This window comes from Gluconobacter sp. P5E10 (assembly GCF_018812145.1).
GTDB classification, from domain to species: domain Bacteria; phylum Pseudomonadota; class Alphaproteobacteria; order Acetobacterales; family Acetobacteraceae; genus Gluconobacter; species Gluconobacter cerinus.
In genome coordinates, this window is the sequence record NZ_JACRVZ010000005.1 from 254,940 (window position 1) to 270,895 (window position 15,956).

At 53.9% G+C, this 15,956-nt stretch carries 10 protein-coding genes, 1 tRNA gene and 1 pseudogene; 7 read left to right on the forward strand and 5 right to left on the reverse strand.

From position 1 onward, the window contains the following. Window positions 1-4: 4 nt before the first annotated feature. The 3 genes from KP707_RS12610 (at window position 5) to KP707_RS12620 (ending at window position 882) form a co-directional block, all read left to right on the forward strand. Window positions 5-379 carry a phosphoribosyl-ATP diphosphatase gene (locus tag KP707_RS12610; protein WP_211496724.1) on the forward strand — a complete coding sequence of 125 codons (375 nt, stop codon included), beginning with the start codon at window positions 5-7 and terminating at the stop codon, window positions 377-379. A gap of 11 nt (window positions 380-390) precedes the next feature. Next, complete coding sequence (locus KP707_RS12615) at window positions 391-756, forward strand: histidine triad nucleotide-binding protein (RefSeq protein ID WP_046901089.1); 366 nt, start codon at window positions 391-393, stop codon at window positions 754-756. A gap of 50 nt (window positions 757-806) precedes the next feature. Beyond that, window positions 807-882: transfer RNA gene (locus KP707_RS12620), tRNA-Glu, on the forward strand. Between the two features lie 586 nt (window positions 883-1,468). Here KP707_RS12620 and KP707_RS12625 read toward each other — a convergent pair. The 4 genes and pseudogenes from KP707_RS12625 to KP707_RS12640 all read right to left on the reverse strand — a co-directional run bounded on the left by KP707_RS12625 (window position 1,469) and on the right by KP707_RS12640 (window position 7,227). Next, window positions 1,469-2,194, reverse strand: a pseudogene (locus KP707_RS12625) (IS5 family transposase). A gap of 102 nt (window positions 2,195-2,296) precedes the next feature. Then, complete coding sequence (locus tag KP707_RS12630; protein WP_211503237.1) at window positions 2,297-4,033, reverse strand: PAS domain-containing protein; 1,737 nt, start codon at window positions 4,031-4,033, stop codon at window positions 2,297-2,299. 114 nt (window positions 4,034-4,147) lie between these two features. After that, window positions 4,148-4,813 carry a ligase-associated DNA damage response endonuclease PdeM gene (gene pdeM, locus KP707_RS12635; RefSeq protein WP_211503236.1) on the reverse strand — a complete coding sequence of 222 codons (666 nt, stop codon included), beginning with the start codon at window positions 4,811-4,813 and terminating at the stop codon, window positions 4,148-4,150. Further along, on the reverse strand, window positions 4,810-7,227 hold the full coding sequence (locus tag KP707_RS12640; RefSeq protein WP_211503235.1) for a ligase-associated DNA damage response DEXH box helicase: 2,418 nt from the start codon (window positions 7,225-7,227) through the stop codon (window positions 4,810-4,812). The genes pdeM and KP707_RS12640 overlap by 4 nt, the downstream gene beginning before the upstream one ends. A gap of 71 nt (window positions 7,228-7,298) precedes the next feature. On the opposite strand from KP707_RS12640, the gene KP707_RS12645 reads away from it, so the two are divergent. The 3 genes from KP707_RS12645 to KP707_RS12655 all read left to right on the forward strand — a co-directional run bounded on the left by KP707_RS12645 (window position 7,299) and on the right by KP707_RS12655 (window position 11,603). Further along, window positions 7,299-8,321 carry a ligase-associated DNA damage response exonuclease gene (locus KP707_RS12645; protein WP_215751679.1) on the forward strand — a complete coding sequence of 341 codons (1,023 nt, stop codon included), beginning with the start codon at window positions 7,299-7,301 and terminating at the stop codon, window positions 8,319-8,321. Next, window positions 8,318-9,913 (forward strand): cisplatin damage response ATP-dependent DNA ligase, encoded by a 1,596-nt coding sequence (locus KP707_RS12650; protein WP_211503234.1) that lies wholly within the window; start codon window positions 8,318-8,320, stop codon window positions 9,911-9,913. Before KP707_RS12645 ends, KP707_RS12650 begins: the two co-directional genes overlap by 4 nt. Before the next feature lie 259 nt (window positions 9,914-10,172). After that, window positions 10,173-11,603, forward strand: a complete 1,431-nt coding sequence (locus tag KP707_RS12655; RefSeq protein ID WP_211503233.1) for a sugar porter family MFS transporter — start codon at window positions 10,173-10,175, stop codon at window positions 11,601-11,603. 341 nt (window positions 11,604-11,944) lie between these two features. Here KP707_RS12655 and KP707_RS12660 read toward each other — a convergent pair whose 3' ends face one another. Next, the gene (locus KP707_RS12660; protein WP_249202961.1) at window positions 11,945-14,320 is read right to left on the reverse strand and encodes a Hint domain-containing protein; all 2,376 of its coding nucleotides are present in this window, start codon (window positions 14,318-14,320) and stop codon (window positions 11,945-11,947) included. Between the two features lie 853 nt (window positions 14,321-15,173). Between KP707_RS12660 and KP707_RS12665 the strand changes: the two genes are divergently transcribed. After that, window positions 15,174-15,899 carry an IclR family transcriptional regulator gene (locus KP707_RS12665; RefSeq protein ID WP_046901088.1) on the forward strand — a complete coding sequence of 242 codons (726 nt, stop codon included), beginning with the start codon at window positions 15,174-15,176 and terminating at the stop codon, window positions 15,897-15,899. Window positions 15,900-15,956: the final 57 nt, after the last annotated feature.

A 15,956-nucleotide genomic window follows, 5' to 3' on the forward strand; every position in this document is an offset into this window, starting at 1 on the left:
GGCAATGGCAAAAGCAGCAAAGCCGGAAGAGCGCAAAACGACACCGGCCAGAGAGCATGTGCTGGAGCGCCTGTTCGAGACCGTTCAGTCCCGTCGCGGCACAGACCCGACGCTGAGCCATTCAGCCCGTCTGATGGCCCGTGGTCGCAACAAGATCGCCCAGAAATTTGGCGAAGAAGCTGTTGAGTGTCTGATCGAAGCCGTCAATGGCAATCGCAAGGAACTCGTCGGTGAAAGTGCCGACGTTCTGTACCACCTGATCGTCATGTGGGTAGACGCAGGCGTTTCCCCGGAAGACGTCTGGGCAGAGCTGAAGCGTCGCGAAGGCACGAGCGGGATTGCCGAAAAAGCATCGCGCCCCAAGGAAAAGCTTGGTTAAGGGACAAAGCCATGACGTACGACCACAGTAATATCTTTGCGCGCATCCTCCGTAAGGAGATCCCGTCCCGCACGGTTTACGAAGACGACTACGCGCTGGCCTTTCACGACATCGCCCCGCAGGCACCTATCCATGTGCTGGTCATCCCCAAAGGGCCATATGTCTCCATTGCGGACTTCAGTGCGACAGCGTCAGCCGATGAAATTACTGGCTTCTGGAGAGCGGTCGCAAAAGTGGCTGAAGCGGAGGGTCTGACGAAAGACGGTTTTCGCCTTATCAGCAACTCCGGCGCCAATTCAGGCCAAGAAGTTCCTCACTTCCACGTCCACCTTTTTGGCGGCGCGGCACTAGGCCCTTTGCTTTCGCAAAAACTGTAAAATAGTACTTGCAAACCCAGAGGGCCTCTTCTATTAACGCCCTCGCTCTGGTCCCATTCGTCTAGAGGCCTAGGACACTGCCCTCTCACGGCGGCAACAGGGGTTCGAATCCCCTATGGGACACCAAGCGATCTGCCAAAAACTGGCTTGCCTACAAGTGACGTAATGGGCCACTTGGGCCACTATAGAGAAAAGTTATCTGCTATTCTACGCAGATATGACGGGCCAAATTTCCTGCAAACACTCCTCAATGTACTTGGATAAGTGACCAGGCAATCCGCCACCTGATCGATTGGGACCTTGTCCATAGCAAGCCATGATGTGAAGCTATACTTCAAATGAAGCGGTGTCGGTCGCCCTATCAGACCTGCCCGTTCACAAGCCTTATCGAATGACCACCTTAAACGGCTGAGAATTGTTCTACCGTACCAACGGACCACATAATCCCCATTGCTCACCCTGAACCCTTCTTCCATCTCCTTCCAAAAAGCCTTGGTCATCAGCATGGTGGAACGCCTCTTTCCGGTCAATGGTCTCCGTGGTCCTTAAAGTCGATTAGGCCCGTTTCCCAATCAATTCGATCCCAAGTCAAAGCCAAGATCGATCCCTTGCGGGCGCATGCATGAATGGCGATCGCCATGACCGTGCGGACGTGTGGCGTCTCGCAGGCATCTAAAAGCTTCTTGCCTTCCGCTGTCGATAGGCTCAGGACTCATAGCCAGAACATAGACGGTTGCAGCGACGCAGATGGCGGTCGGACATCTGTCATGGCGTGTGGCGATCCGTCGCAAATCCTTGAACCGACCGAACATGATTTCGATGCGGTTGCGACGTTTGTATTTTCGCTTGTCATATTTTACTTGTTTTCCGTGGGATCTCCGTCCCGGGCTGCAAAGCCTGATCCCTCTTTCCTCTAAGACATCCCTAAGCAGTCAGTGGTCCACCAGCATCCATTGTGCCATGGGCAGACTGTTCAGCAGAGCAGAAGCTCCGGTGTTATCAACCACCTATACTGCTATCATGAAAAGCTCAGCGGTCGTCCGTTCTGAGCGGTGACCGGCATGCAGCTTGATATTCATACCGCCTTTGGTGCGACCGATCAGGCGGCCTAGATCCCCTTTTTTAACCGTAGGCTGGAAGCCGTGCAATCTGCTTTGAGATAGGTCGCATCAATCATGATGGTCCGGGGCTTGGCTTTCGCAGCAGACAAGCCATCCATCATTCACATGAAGATGCCCATGTCGCCCCAACGCTTCCAGCGGTTGTAGAGCGTCTTGTGTGAACCGTATTCCCGAGGCGCATCACACCATCGCCGGCCATTGCGGTTCATGAAAATGATCTCGCTCAGTACGCGGCGGTCATCAATTTAAGGTTTGCCGTGGCTTTTTGGGAAAAAGAGCCGCAGACGCTCCATCTGTTGCCAAAATAGGTCGCTCATCTTCAGTCTCCTCGCAGAGCCTGAATCAGACTTCCACAATCAAACCACGGAACTAAACACCTAAACACTATGTTCGACGGAAAAGGAGGTTAATCGATCTTCCTATTCTTCCGCATGGCCGAAGTCAGATGTCTGGCGACCGTTTCCACTGCGTGATCCATGACTAAGAGCCGCCTGGATGCGGTCTATCAGTTCAGATCGCTGATACGGCTTGCCCAGAACTTCAAAACTATTGTTCTCGGGCGCGTTCAACGACATTTCATCATTATAACCCGTCGTGAGAATAACAGGTGTCTGAGGACGCAGCAGACTGATTTTTTCTGCCAGAACCAAACCATTTGGCCCACCCGGCATAATGACGTCCGAGAAAACCGCGCTAAAGGGTTTCTGTTCAGATAAAGCCTGCTGGAATACGTCCAAGGCTTCAGTGGCGTTTTGGGAAACTGTTACCTGATAGCCAATTTCCATAAGAGAGTCTGCAGCGTACTGCGCAATATCAGCATTATCTTCCACAACTAATATATGCGGTGAGCTAGGACTTTCATCAACCGGATGCGCCTTGTAGCCGGTATCCTTCTTGATTGTTTCAGTCTGTTCCTTCGAAGCATGGACCGGGAAAATCATATGAATGCTTGTGCCGCGTTGATGTTCACTTTCAACTTCCAGACGTCCGCCAGATTGCTGGACGAACCCCTGAACCATCGCCAGACCTAGTCCAGTCCCTTGTCCAGATGGCTTGGTTGTGAAAAACGGTTCTGTCGCGCGCCGAATGATATGAGGGAGCATCCCCTGCCCTTCGTCTTCCACCGTGACAATGACGTACTCTCCCGGTTTGAGGCGGCGCGCCTCTGCATCTCCATTCAAGTGTACGAGCTTGGTCTTGATCGTAATGGACCCGCCCACCGAAGACGCATCCCGGGCATTGGCAACAACGTTTAGGAGCGCCATTTCGAAATAATTTGCATCTAGTTTTACGTCCGGAAGGCGTAGTCTCAGATTGAGATACAACTCAATCTGACTGCCTACAGACATCTCTATTAATTCCTTGAAGGAATTAATGAGCGAACTCAAATTGACTTCGGTTGGATCAAGCCGTGTTCGACGAGCGAAAGATAGCAACTGACGCGTGAGCCTGGCCCCACGATCTGCTGCCTGCTGTGCGATCATATGCTGTCGGTCGAACGCCTGATGATCAAGGCGCTTTTCCTTCATACGGTCCAAGCTATTGTTCAGTATCTGCAGTAAATTGTTGAAATCGTGTGCAAGACCGGCCGTCAGCTGTCCGATTGCTTCCATTTTTTGACCCTGCCGCAGAGCCATCTCGCTTTCGCGGCGTTTGGAAACATCCAATTGACTAGCGAAAAAATAAATTAGCTCCCCCTGCGCATCGAACACAGGTCCCATGAAAATTGCATTCCAGAAAGGCGTTCCGTTGCGGCGATAGTTTAGGATCTCCAACGCGATTGGCTTGCAATCCGCAATAGCTTCTCTCAGTTGCCGAACATCATTAGGGTCGGTACCGGCCCCCTGCAGGAAACGACAGTTTCTTCCAACAATCTCACCGGCCTCATATCCTGTGAGGTCCAGAAATGCGTTATTGGCGAATGCAATCGGACAGTCGGGTAAGCGCGGATCAGCCAGAATCATTGGCATCCTGGTCATTTCTACGGCCGCGAAGAAAACGTTGCTTCTATTCTCCAACGTTGGGTCACTGATTGTTGTCTGTGCCCAATGTCGAGGTTCACGATCGCTCAATGTGGCCAAATCCATTGGGGATGGCTGATTTGAAGCATTTTGGCTGAGCACATGTTCTTGCGGATTAATTTCGTCGTGATTCATGAACTCTGCCGATAACGTTGGTCGCGATTGCATAGCTCTCCATCTCACGCAGAAGAACAGATCGGCAACACAAATTTTGCGCTTGGATACCAACCGACAGTTTGGGACTACCTTTTAGGCAACGCGATTGATTTGATTAGTGCCCCAGACATAAGCGGCATATCCTTGAGGAAATAGTCCTTCATAAGCCTGATGGGAGACGTCCAGTCCGCCGGTATATGCCCCTAGGGCTGGAAGAATAAGGCGATTTTCTCCCGTTATGAAGCACGCGCGGCTCATGACATGCCCCCTGATCCGTATTCTGATCTTGGGGTGAAGGTGACCTGCCAGCTCAGCTCGGCCAGAAGGGATTATCGCAGAGGGGATATGCCGCAGAATGAGATTTCCCAACTGATAATCTTCAAGCCACTCGCCCCCGAGCCCAGAAATCGGGATCGCATCGTGATTACCTGTGATCCACAAAGTATCTGCTTTTCGGGTTATAATCTCAATGAGTGCTCGTTCCTCATCAAGAAGACGCTCACCAACCTTACAATCATGAAAGCTGTCCCCAAGCGCGACTAGAACCTGAGGGGAATAAGCCTCGACAAGTTGTAAGATCTTTTGAAGCGTTGAAATCGTATCTCCTGGCGGAAGCAGTAATCCGCGCGAACGGGCAGACGTTCCTTTTCCAAGATGGAGGTCCGCCACGACGAGCGTCTGCGTTGCGGGCAGGAAAACAGCCCCTCCAGAGAGGAGGTATATCTGTTCACCTGCCAGAAAAATCTCCCGAAAGTTCAAGGTGTTCCTGTCAGTTCATAGAGCTTGTCGGCCTCAGCCAGAAGATAGTCTTCTCCTTCCCCGCCCCGGATTGTTTCGCGTCCCTGCTCAAGAAGCACGGGGACTGAAAGCGGCGAGACATGGGAGAGACTGACATGCTCTATATGTCCATGAAGACGATCCAGCATCTGTGACAGGCGCCCTAGGTCCGTAAGGCCCTCCTCTGCCTGAATGCGGGTTGCACGCAGGAGAATATGGTCAGGGTCGTATTTTCGAAGCACGTCATAAAGGAGGTCGCTGCTGACTGTCATTTGACGTCGATTTTTCTCGCGCCCCGGATAATTGCGCTCTATCAGCCCGGCGATAATGGCCACATCCCGGAAGGTGCGGCGGAGCATGGCGCTCTCTGCCAGCCAGTCCGATAGATTGCCTCCAAGCAGATCTCGGGTGAATAGGTCCGTCATAGAGCCCGTTGGGTGAACGCACCAGCACGCGACCATATAGTCGTTGGCCACAAAGCCTAGAGGACCTTTTCCGGTTTCCTCCAGCTTTTTCGTTAAGAGAAGCCCCAAAGTCTGATGCGCATTTCGTCCTTCAAAAGGATACGCCACAAGGTAATGCCACCCTCTGTGGGGAAAGGTCTCGATCAGAAAGTTTTCCGGTCCGGGCAGACTTGAGCGTTTGGCTTGAAGGGCGAGCCAGTCCTGCACCGACTTTGGAAGCACGCCCCAGGACGCTGGAGTATGCAGCATCTCACGAACATGTCTGGCCAGACCGGGGGAAATGGAGAGCTGATTGCCCCCATAAACGGGCACTCGCGGGTCCTTCCCTCGGCCACGGGCTGCCTGAACGGTCGTATCGTGCAGTCCCAGAAACTCCAGCAGCTCCCCGCCCAGCAAAAAGGTATCGCCCGGAACGAGCGTCGAAGCGAAATACTCGTCGATCTCTCCATAGGCTTTTCCCCGTCGGGATTTGACGCGTAACATCGGAGTATCAACGATGGTTCCGATATTCATCCGAAACTGCCGGACGATCTGCTCATTTCTAACCCACAGTTGCCCGAGTGAGTCCCGGAAAAGGCGCTGATGGCGTTCATAGGCCTGCAAGGCATAGCCACCATCTTCAACAAATCGAACGACCTCATCAAAATCTGTACGTGAAATCTGGCTGTAGGGCGCAGTCTGACGAATTTCTTCATACAGAACGTCTGGGAAAAACGGTCCTGCACAGGCTGTGACCAGCACATGCTGGGCGAGAACATCGAGGGCCCCGGCGCGCGGTGGAGCGCCATCGAGTTCATGCTGAAGAACCGCCTCTCTGGCTGCTTCACATTCCAGAACTTCAAACCGGTTGGCCGGAGCAAGCAGCGCACGCGATGGCTCGTCCATCCGGTGATTGGCCCGGCCGATCCGCTGTGTCAGGCGGGAGATCTGCTTCGGCGCGCCCACCTGAATGATCTGATCCACTGCCCCCCAGTCCAGTCCCAGATCCAGCGAAGAGGTGGCCACGACAGCCCGCAAATCGCCTTGAGCCATGGCGTCTTCCACTTTTGCCCGACGCACCGCGTCCAGACTGCCATGATGAAGCCCGATGGGCAGATTGTCCGTATTGTCTTTCCACAGAGCCTGGAACAGCAGTTCCGCCTGCGCCCGGCTGTTGACGAATACGATGGTCAGACGTGCACGGGCAATTTCCGTCAGGATCGCAGTGGCGCTTCCCAACCCCATGCGCCCTGCCCAGGGAAGATACCCCCGCTCGTCAGGCAAAAGCACATGAACGTCCGGCCGCACCCCGTCTTCCGCTTTGACAAGACGGACGCCAGAAGCTTTGCCCGTCGGGGAAACCCAGGCCGCTATGGCGGAAGGGTGCGCTACGGTTGCGGATAAGCCATTCATCCGGAGCGAGGGCGAAAACACCTTCAGACGGCTGGCGCAAAGAGCGAGCTGGTCTCCCCTTTTCGTACCAGCAAGCGCATGGACCTCGTCGATGATCAGAACTCTAAGTGTGGAAAAATATGCTGCAGCGTCCGGGTATGACAGCAGCAGAGCCAGACTTTCAGGCGTTGTCAGGAGGATATGCGGCGGCTTCTTCTGTTGCCGCTTCCGACGTGCTCCGGATGTATCTCCACTGCGCACCTCGACCCGAACTGGAAGATCCATGTCCACGATGGGGCGAGACAGACTTTCTGCAATATTGGTCGAAAGAGCGTTCAGGGGACTGACATAGAGGGTGTGCAATCCCGCATATGAACCCTCTGCCAATTCGATGAGGCTGGGCAAAAAGCCTGACAATGTCTTCCCGCCGCCCGTCGGCGCGATGAGAAGCGCGGACACCCCATCCTCCGCAGCCTGAAGCATCGCGAGCTGATGAGATCGGGGGGACCAACCCTGTCGGGAAAACCATGCCTGAAAAGGTTCGGGAAGATGTTTGCTCATTAGTTCTAAGGAACGCACACGCGTTTCGCGGGTTCTTTCCCTGTTCTTGCACGACTGGCGGAGAAGACTGGGTGGACTGGCTTGAGTTGAAACCGGAAGGGCTCTTCTGTGTACCTGGCGCATTCTATATCGACCCCCTCCAGCCAGTGGCCCACGCCGTTATTACCCATGGTCACTCCGATCATGCCCGACCTGGCCACGAGCTTGTCACGGGGACGCCCGAAACTCTGGCGATCATGCGCCTGAGAATGGGTGAAGGCCGCGCCGGTCACACCCAGCAGGCGCTCGGTTATGGAGAAGTCATTTCCATTGGGGACGTGCAGGTCTGGCTCGCGCCTGCCGGGCACGTTCTGGGAAGTGCACAGGTTGTCATGGAGTATCGAGGGCAGCGCGCCGTGGTCAGTGGCGATTACAAACGTGCCCCAGATCCCACATGCGTTCCGTTTGAGGTTGTGCCCTGTGATCTTTTCGTAACTGAAGCCACGTTTGGGCTGCCAGTCTTTCGCTTACCCGATCCCGCTCATGAGATTGCCAAACTGCTGCATGACGTACGCCTGTTTCCAGAGCGCACGCATGTTGTTGGCTGTTACGCCCTTGGTAAATGCCAGCGTCTGATCGCTCTGCTTCGTGAGGGTGGCTACCATGCTCCTCTCTGGCTCCACGGTGCTCTTTTGCCGATGTGTAAGCTGTACGAAGGTTTTGGTGTTCCGTTGGGGGAACTGCGTTCTGCAACGGCTGCAAAGAAGGGTGAGATGCGCGGAGGCATTGTTCTTGCGCCTCCATCGGCCATTGCAGACCGCTGGGCGCGTCGGCTGCCAGACCCTGTTGTCTGTCTGGCATCAGGGTGGATGCATGTCCGCCAGAGAGCGAAAGCGCGTGGGGTCGAACTCCCTGTCGTGATCAGCGACCATGCCGACTGGGATGCTCTGCTGGAAACGTGTCAGGCAACCGGAGCAAAGGAAATCTGGGTCACGCATGGGCGCGAGGATGCTCTGATTTATGCGTTGGGCAAGATGCAGATCCGCGGCCGCGCGCTGCGGCTTCTGGGCTACGAGGAAGAGGATGAACAGGCGGAACAGGAAGTGTCGGCATGATCGAATTTGCGACGCTGCTGGAGCGCCTGGCCTTCACCCCCTCACGAAATATGAAGCTTGCACTTCTCAAAGAGTATTTTTCGATGGCGCCCGATCCTGACCGGGGATACGCGCTGGCTGCGATGGCAGGAAGCCTGTCCTTCGCAGCGGCTAAACCTGCCATGCTCCGGGCTCTGGCCATGGAACGCATCGATCCAGAACTCTTTACCTGGTCCTATGATTATGTCGGAGATCTTGCGGAAACAGTCGCACTGATCTGGCGGCCGGAAACCGGTGATTACGACACGCCAGAGGCACCCAGTCTGGCAGAGGTTGTTCACACGCTGGAGCGCCTTCCAAAAACAGATGTCCCGGATGTTGTAAGGGAATGGCTGGACGTATGTGATGCCTCCTCCCGGTATGCCCTCCTCAAGCTCATTACTGGCTCGCTGCGCGTTGGTGCGTCAGCCCGGCTGGCGAAAACAGCTCTTGCAGAGTTAGCGTCTGTGGCTCCGGATGACATTGAGGAAGTTTGGCATGGACTTGAAGCGCCTTATGGGCCCCTCTTCGCATGGGTGGAAGGAAAAGGGCCGAAGCCCGATGCGAAGGATGCTCCGGTTTTCCGGCCGCCTATGCTGGCCCAGCCCTTGGAAAACGTTGACCTGACAGCATTCGACCCGGCGGAATGGCGCGCTGAATGGAAATGGGACGGTATCCGGGTTCAGCTTGTTTCCACACCTCAAGGGGAACGTGTCTACACGCGGACGGCAGAAGATATTGGAAAGGCCTTTCCAGACGTGCTGGCCACGATGCAGGATCTGGGCAGCAGGGTGGTCCTGGATGGTGAGCTTCTTGTCGTCCAGGAGGGTATTGTCGCCCCATTTGCTGATCTTCAGCAGAGACTGAACCGTAAGTCGCCAACAGCCTCCATGCTCCGGGACATGCCAGCAGGGATCCGGCTTTATGATATCCTGTTTGAAGACGGAGAAGACTTGCGCTCCCTGCCCTTTGACATCAGAAGGCAGCGGCTGGAAAGCTGGTTCGCACGGCTGAACCCACCCAAAATGGTCCTGTCAGAACTTATTGCGTTCCAGAACTTCGAAGACCTGGCCAAGCTTCGCGAGAATGCTCGGAGCGAAGGCATTGAAGGATTGATGCTAAAAAAGGCTGACAGTCCGTATGTTCCAGGTCGTCCCCGAGGCCCATGGTGGAAATGGAAACGTGAGCCACTCACGGTCGATGCCGTTGTCATGTATGCACAACGCGGGCATGGCAAACGCAGCAGCTTCTATTCCGACTACACGTTCGGCTTATGGCGCACCGTGGACGGAGAACGCGAACTTGTTCCGATTGGTAAAGCTTATTCAGGCTTTACGGATGAAGAACTGAAGTTTCTGGACAAGTGGATCCGAGATCACACGACCAAGCGGTTTGGCCCGGTTCGGGAGGTGGCTCATGGTCTCGTTCTCGAGATTGCCTTCGATGCCGCTCAGTATTCCAAACGTCATAAGAGCGGCGTAGCGCTTCGTTTCCCGCGTGTTGCGCGTATTCGCCGTGATAAGCCAGCTGAGGAAGCCGATAACCTGGAAAATTTTATCCGGGCTTTCCTATAAAAATCAGCTTCAGGGTTTTTAAAATTTCGAAGTATTTGATAAACCGATTTCTATACCGATGAGACATCGGTTCTTTGCTACTCTTTTTCTCTCCTGCACCCGTGATATTCCACTATTTCAGCGGGATGCCAAAAACTATCCTTCGCAGCAGCGGAACCTATAGCGGAACTCGGATGTTTAACGCTCAGGTTATTAAACCCGGTGCGCATTTGGGTGCATTGTTTTTAGGGAAAGCAGTCGAAAGATTGCCGCAAGAGGGATGACGAAACGCAGTGAGGCAGACAGGCTGATCACGAAGATCGTGGTAGTTGTCACGATGGGAGCACTGGCCTTTGGGTATGACACGGGTGTCATTGCCGGAGCGCTGCCATTCATGCAGCTTCCAATCGCGAAGGGTGGTCTGGGTCTTACGCCCCTGACGGAAGGATTAGTAACGTCCGCGCTAGTCTTGGGCGCGGCTTTTGGCTCGCTGATCTGTGGAATGCTGGCGGATCGGTTCGGACGACGAGACAGCCTGATGGCTCTGTCTGCGGTATTCGTCGTTGGGGCGATCGGTACGGCGCAGGCACCGTCTGTTGCGGTGATGATTGCCATGCGGGCTGTTCTTGGCTTCGCAGTCGGGGGGGCCTCTGCGCTCGTCCCGATGTTCATTTCGGAAATGGCACCTTCGGGGCGTCGGGGGCGACTTGTCAGTCAGAATGAGATGATGATTGTGACGGGACAGCTCGTCGCCTACACGCTGAATGCAGGGCTGGCGCATTTTTCTAACTCTCCGTCGATCTGGCGCACCATGCTGATGATTGCCGCGGTGCCTGCCGTGCTTCTCGGCGTAGGACTGTTTTTCGTTCCACGTTCTCCTCGCTGGCTGGCCAGCCAGGGGCGCACGGAGGAAGCACGGCGTGTGCTGGAACTCATCCGCTCCACCAATCGTCAGGTCCAGCACGAGATGCGGGCGATCTATACGGCCGTTGACGATGACGCCGAACAGATCGGTTGGCGTCAGGCATTCCGGGACGTCTGGATCCGGCGCCTGCTGATGCTAGGCGTTGGCCTCGGGTTTGCGGCTCAGTTTACGGGGGTGAACGCGTTCATGTACTTCACACCGATCATCCTCCGTCAGACGGGACTTGGAACTGAGGCGGCTCTGATTGCAACAATCGGAGATGGTCTTGTCGCAGTCGGAGCGACATTTGCCGGAATTTGGATGATCGGACGGTTTCCGAGACGGGTCACGCTGCTAGGCGGTCTGTGTGGCGTGGTGCTGGCTCATCTGGGGCTTGGAGCGACCTTACTGTTCCTTAAAGGATCGGCGATTGAAAGCTACGCGGCCCTCGGCTTTATCCTTCTGGCCCTGCTGTTCATTCAGATGATGGTCTCTCCCTTATATTGGCTGCTCATGTCCGAACTGTTCCCTATGCGGGCTCGGGGTGTCCTGACGGGCCTTTCGGTCTCATGTCAGTGGATCTTTAACGCTACAGTTGCCTTTCTCTTCCCTATTATCCTGCACGCGATCGGACCCGGCACGTTTTTAGTCTTCGCCACGATCAACGTATTATCCTTCTGCTTCGTGGCGCGTTTCCTGCCCGAAACAAAAGGGCTGTCACTTGAGAAGCTTGAAGCACATCTTCAGGATCATTTTTCTGCGGAGGATCAGGAAAAATCGGGCGATTCCGTGGCACTTGCCAAGTAGTACCGGAGGATAGAACGACATAGAGCCTCAGAGCTCATTTTTGAGAAGATGAAGCTCTTGCTACGACGGGATTGCAGACATGAACATATGAGCACAGCGGTCGTATCTAGCGTCTAGCGTCGCCAAAGAAAAAAGGCGGACCAGTCCGCCCCATCTTGGTGCTCAGACAGCAAAAACGCGTAACTCGCAGCTTCAGCTCAATCGGTAAGCCTGTGAATCACGACGTCTTTCTCGGTCAATAAATTGATAGGCACTGAGCCTATTTTGAATTTTTACTTGCATTGACAAACGTCTGACGTGATGGGGAGGCAACCGCCTCCCCATCATCATTTAATAGCGTGCTATCCGACCTGACGCAGATCAGAGCGCACAGGGTGATCTTCCACAAGGTACGGTCCACCGGACACAACCTGAATGGAGAGAATACTTGGCTCTCTGCTAACGATATCTCCGCTTTGCAGCGACAGCGCAGCATCCCCATCTGTCCAGCGGTATCTGGAAGATTCCAGCCCATGCCATCCTGACAGGTGAGACAGGGAAAGATGCGCTGTCAGACTGATTGTCTGACGGGAAGCAAAAAGTGAAACGTCCCCGACAAGAACACCCAGGTCACGACGATCATCCACGAACGGTCCGATCGTGTCACTCGGACGGCTTGTCCGCGAAACCAGACGAACAGTTGCGACATGCGCAGGGATCATGAATGTAACCCGATCGTTCGCCTGGCGCAGCGGACGGATAATCTGACCAAAGTTTGTCACCAGGTGCAGATCTGGATCCGTCGTCAGCTCGGGCTGAGGCGCAGCACTTGCAGCGCGCGCAGCAATCGCGGCATGGATCGGCTCGACGAACGCCCGAGACGTCTCCAACGGCAGTGTTTCCGAACCGCCAGCCTTTGAGCCGCCAAAGATTGCGGTCACGGTATGGTTGTCGAACTGGCTGCGGTTGCCCGTATCGAGATAGCTCTCGGTCAGTGCGTTTTCAGCCCAGACCGCTTCATGGCTCTCCAGCTCCACATGGTAATAGGTGTAGCTGTTGATCGTGCGATCAATCAGGATCGAGGCACCGTTGACCAGCATACGAGCGGGAACAAGCTTGCCCTGGAAGACCATGCAGTGTTCCTGCGTGACCAGGAGATCACGGGATGGAACGCCATCGGCCAGAGCGCCCTCGCGGATGCGGACGAGCCAGTTTTCTTCTGGCACACGCTGGTCGGCAACCGTGATGGAGCGATGACCCAGCCATTTGACGGGCATGGCGCCTTTTGGCGTCATGACCAGCGTGCCGGGTACGAGGGTCTCGACAGTTGCTTCGCCGTCCGGCGTCGTGAGCGATGTGCCTTCTGCAAAGCACGTCGTGTAAATCAGGCCGCCATTACTGTCAGACGACAGGGTGTAACCGTAGCTGCTGGCGCCCGGTACATTGAGCGAGTATGTGCCGCCGGTCGTGTAAAACGTGATGCCACTTGCAGTCGTGCTGACACTGGTAACACTGGCCTGCGGAATGGAGGCAAGATCGATCGTGTCCTTGGGAGACCAGCCAGAAATTGTATTGGTTGGCATGGAGGTGCCGCTGACAACCAAACGCGCACCATCACCAGAGAGCAGGATGCTATTGCTGCCAACAGTGCCGTTGACAACCAGAGTACCGCCCGAAGAGACAACTGCCTGCCCTGCAATCGTACCGCCGGAGGCAACAGCTACAGTACCGCCATTCTGAACTGTGGGAGTGGAGATCGCGGCACCACTCAGAACATTGAAGGTAACGTTATTGGAAACAGTCCAAGTTCTGGTATCTTTAAATCCAGATTCCAGATTAACAACACCACCATTCGACGTGAAGGTTGTATTGTTTGTTCCGCCGGTAGGTGTGTAAACATTCAGCGTTCCACCATCCACTACAGTGCTGGATACAACGCCACCCTGAACATTTATCGTACCACCGGAAGAAATACGCGAGCCAGACAGAACAGCGCCCGAATTAACGGTAATTGTATTTCCGCTGGTAGCGTAATTTCCGCTGGTAGCCGTAAATGTTACACCAGACTCCAGAATGAAGTTACCGCCAGTACCAACAATAGTCGTGCTAGTCGTATTGTTGGTGTACAGATCCAGTGTACCACCACTTATAACAAGATTGGTTCCGGCGCTTGCATACGCTTGAAGAGTAGCCGAGGCACCACTTCCAATCGTTTGGCTAGCAAGAGTTGCACCGGAAGAGACTACTAATGTAGTGCCAGCCCCCGAGAGCACACCTCCCGAAATGCTTCCTGAGTTCGTGATCGTACCCGTTAGAATAGTACCTGAAGCCGCCGTAATAGCAGCACCTGCTGCGACAGTGCCTCCGCTGATGACAGCACCGTCAGCAGCGCTCAGAACGCCGCCGCTGAAAGCGCTAACAGCAAGAACAGTTGCCCCGCTAGCGGCACTGACAGTACCGCCGCTACGAATATAGGGATTATTGGCCGTCCCACCGCCAGAAACGTAACGAATACCTCCACCCAAAATGACACCTTGGTAGGAAGAGCCGCCACTGGAAATGTAATCCTTACCACCACCACTGACCACACCGTTCCGCACGATGGCGCCCGACGAAACAAATCGCTGACCGTAGTTGTATTGGTCCTGCGTTGCACCGCCACTCGAGACGATTTCAATATCGCCAGCGGAGATAACATTCGAGGCGACTTGCCCCGAGGAAACATTATAAGTCGCCATTGCGTGTGCATCCTCAATCATCAGTCACTGAGCGGAATGTGAAAGGGTTCACGCCCTGGCCAAGTGAACTGTCCTCACTGCAATTACCCGTCAGTTTTATGGGAGCAGCGGCGGTGAGAGGAAAATGTAAACACTGCGGAAACATGAGCTCAAGCTTTTTCCAGCGGAGATAATAGGCGGAATTTTAATGTTTTATTTACGAATGAGCGACGGAACCAATCCGCAAAAAAGAAGAATTAAAAAACCTTTGGAATAATCACGATTTTTTATGTCCGCCCACTTCAGGGTCAAAAATACGCCTAATGTCCACCCAAGAAATATTGAACCAAAAATACGAAGATTTTTCTCTTATCTTCATCTCTATTCTCTGGATTCGAATTCGTTTTGTACGATTCTTGATTTAACTCATTTGAGAAACAAGGTCCGAAATGGCAATTTCCTCTTCTCTCGGAATTCCAGTTCTTTAATTCCTCGTCCTCTCTATCGATGACGTTAAAGACATACTGGACGTGCATGAATGGATCGCAAATCCATATTTGAAGTTTGTCTGCTTGCCAGTTGGGGAGCCGCGAGCGACAAGTGATGACTTTGCAGAAACGTCCCGCTCTGGATTTTGAACTAGAGCAAAGGTTGCACTCTTTGAACAGCTACTCTGCAACACTACCGATTTCAACCAATAGAAATCAGCACATTTTATAGACAATATTTCCGAACCGGTCCGGGAATTTAATCAATCAATTACAAAAATGCACATGAATATTTTTTCCTCTGAATGCTAATATTCAGACACATACCAGTCGGATTTTTAAGGGCTGCCCTTTACGTGTAGGGTAATAGAAGGTGGAACCGTTTGATGGGAAAGTCACCAAAGCTTATTCAGTCCATCGAGCGGTCTGCCGCTTTGCTCGAAATCATTGCGCAACAGGGCGGAGGCGCAAGACTAAAAGACCTCGCAACAATTTCTGGTCTTGGGAAAACGACCGCCCATAATATTCTGCAAACCCTTGAATATCTGGGCTATGTCCACCGCCGTCCGGGAGACATGCGTTACCATTTAGGTGGCCGCATTCTGAATTTGGCCCGGATTGTAGGAGATGATCACCTTCTGCGAGATAGAATACGTCCCGTGCTTGAGATCATTGCGCAAGAAAGCCACGCAACTGTTTACCTCGGTGTCCCAAGTGGCGATGAAACGGCTTATCTCGACATTGTGGACCTGGAAGAGCCAAATATCGCCGCCTCTCGCCTGATGAGCAGGGAAAAACTCGAAGGATCAGCTGTGGGTCTCGTGTTCCTCGCATTTGTTCCGGGTCTAGGGCAACGCGTCCTGACCACGCGATCCAATGCGCTCAATGATGCGACACTGGCAGAGATCGAGAATGTCCGGATCAAAGGGTATGCGCTTGATCTGGAAGCCTATCATCCAGGCATAAACGCAGTTGCCATTCCCTTGAGAGAAAGCGGCGAAGTCCGGGCCAGTATAGCTGTTGCCGGCCCGGCGCAGAACTTCCCACGTCACCGCTTAATCCGCTTGGCATGGATCATGATGAAGCATGTGGAACGCGCAAATATCCAATAATGCTGAACTCGCGCCGTTTGAAGAAAGACCGCGTTCCCTTATTCATCGGGAACCGAC

What these genes read in the sequence shown, in the direction of transcription:
- KP707_RS12610 (WP_211496724.1), top strand. Translation starts at nt 5, where the DNA reads ATGGCAAAAGCAGCAAAGCCGGAAGAGCGCAAAACGACACCGGCCAGA.
- KP707_RS12615 (WP_046901089.1), top strand. Translation starts at nt 391, where the DNA reads ATGACGTACGACCACAGTAATATCTTTGCGCGCATCCTCCGTAAGGAG.
- KP707_RS12630 (WP_211503237.1), bottom strand. Translation starts at nt 4,033, where the DNA reads ATGAATCACGACGAAATTAATCCGCAAGAACATGTGCTCAGCCAAAAT.
- KP707_RS12640 (WP_211503235.1), bottom strand. Translation starts at nt 7,227, where the DNA reads ATGAGCAAACATCTTCCCGAACCTTTTCAGGCATGGTTTTCCCGACAG.
- KP707_RS12650 (WP_211503234.1), top strand. Translation starts at nt 8,318, where the DNA reads ATGATCGAATTTGCGACGCTGCTGGAGCGCCTGGCCTTCACCCCCTCA.
- KP707_RS12655 (WP_211503233.1), top strand. Translation starts at nt 10,173, where the DNA reads ATGACGAAACGCAGTGAGGCAGACAGGCTGATCACGAAGATCGTGGTA.
- KP707_RS12660 (WP_249202961.1), bottom strand. Translation starts at nt 14,320, where the DNA reads ATGGCGACTTATAATGTTTCCTCGGGGCAAGTCGCCTCGAATGTTATC.
- KP707_RS12665 (WP_046901088.1), top strand. Translation starts at nt 15,174, where the DNA reads ATGGGAAAGTCACCAAAGCTTATTCAGTCCATCGAGCGGTCTGCCGCT.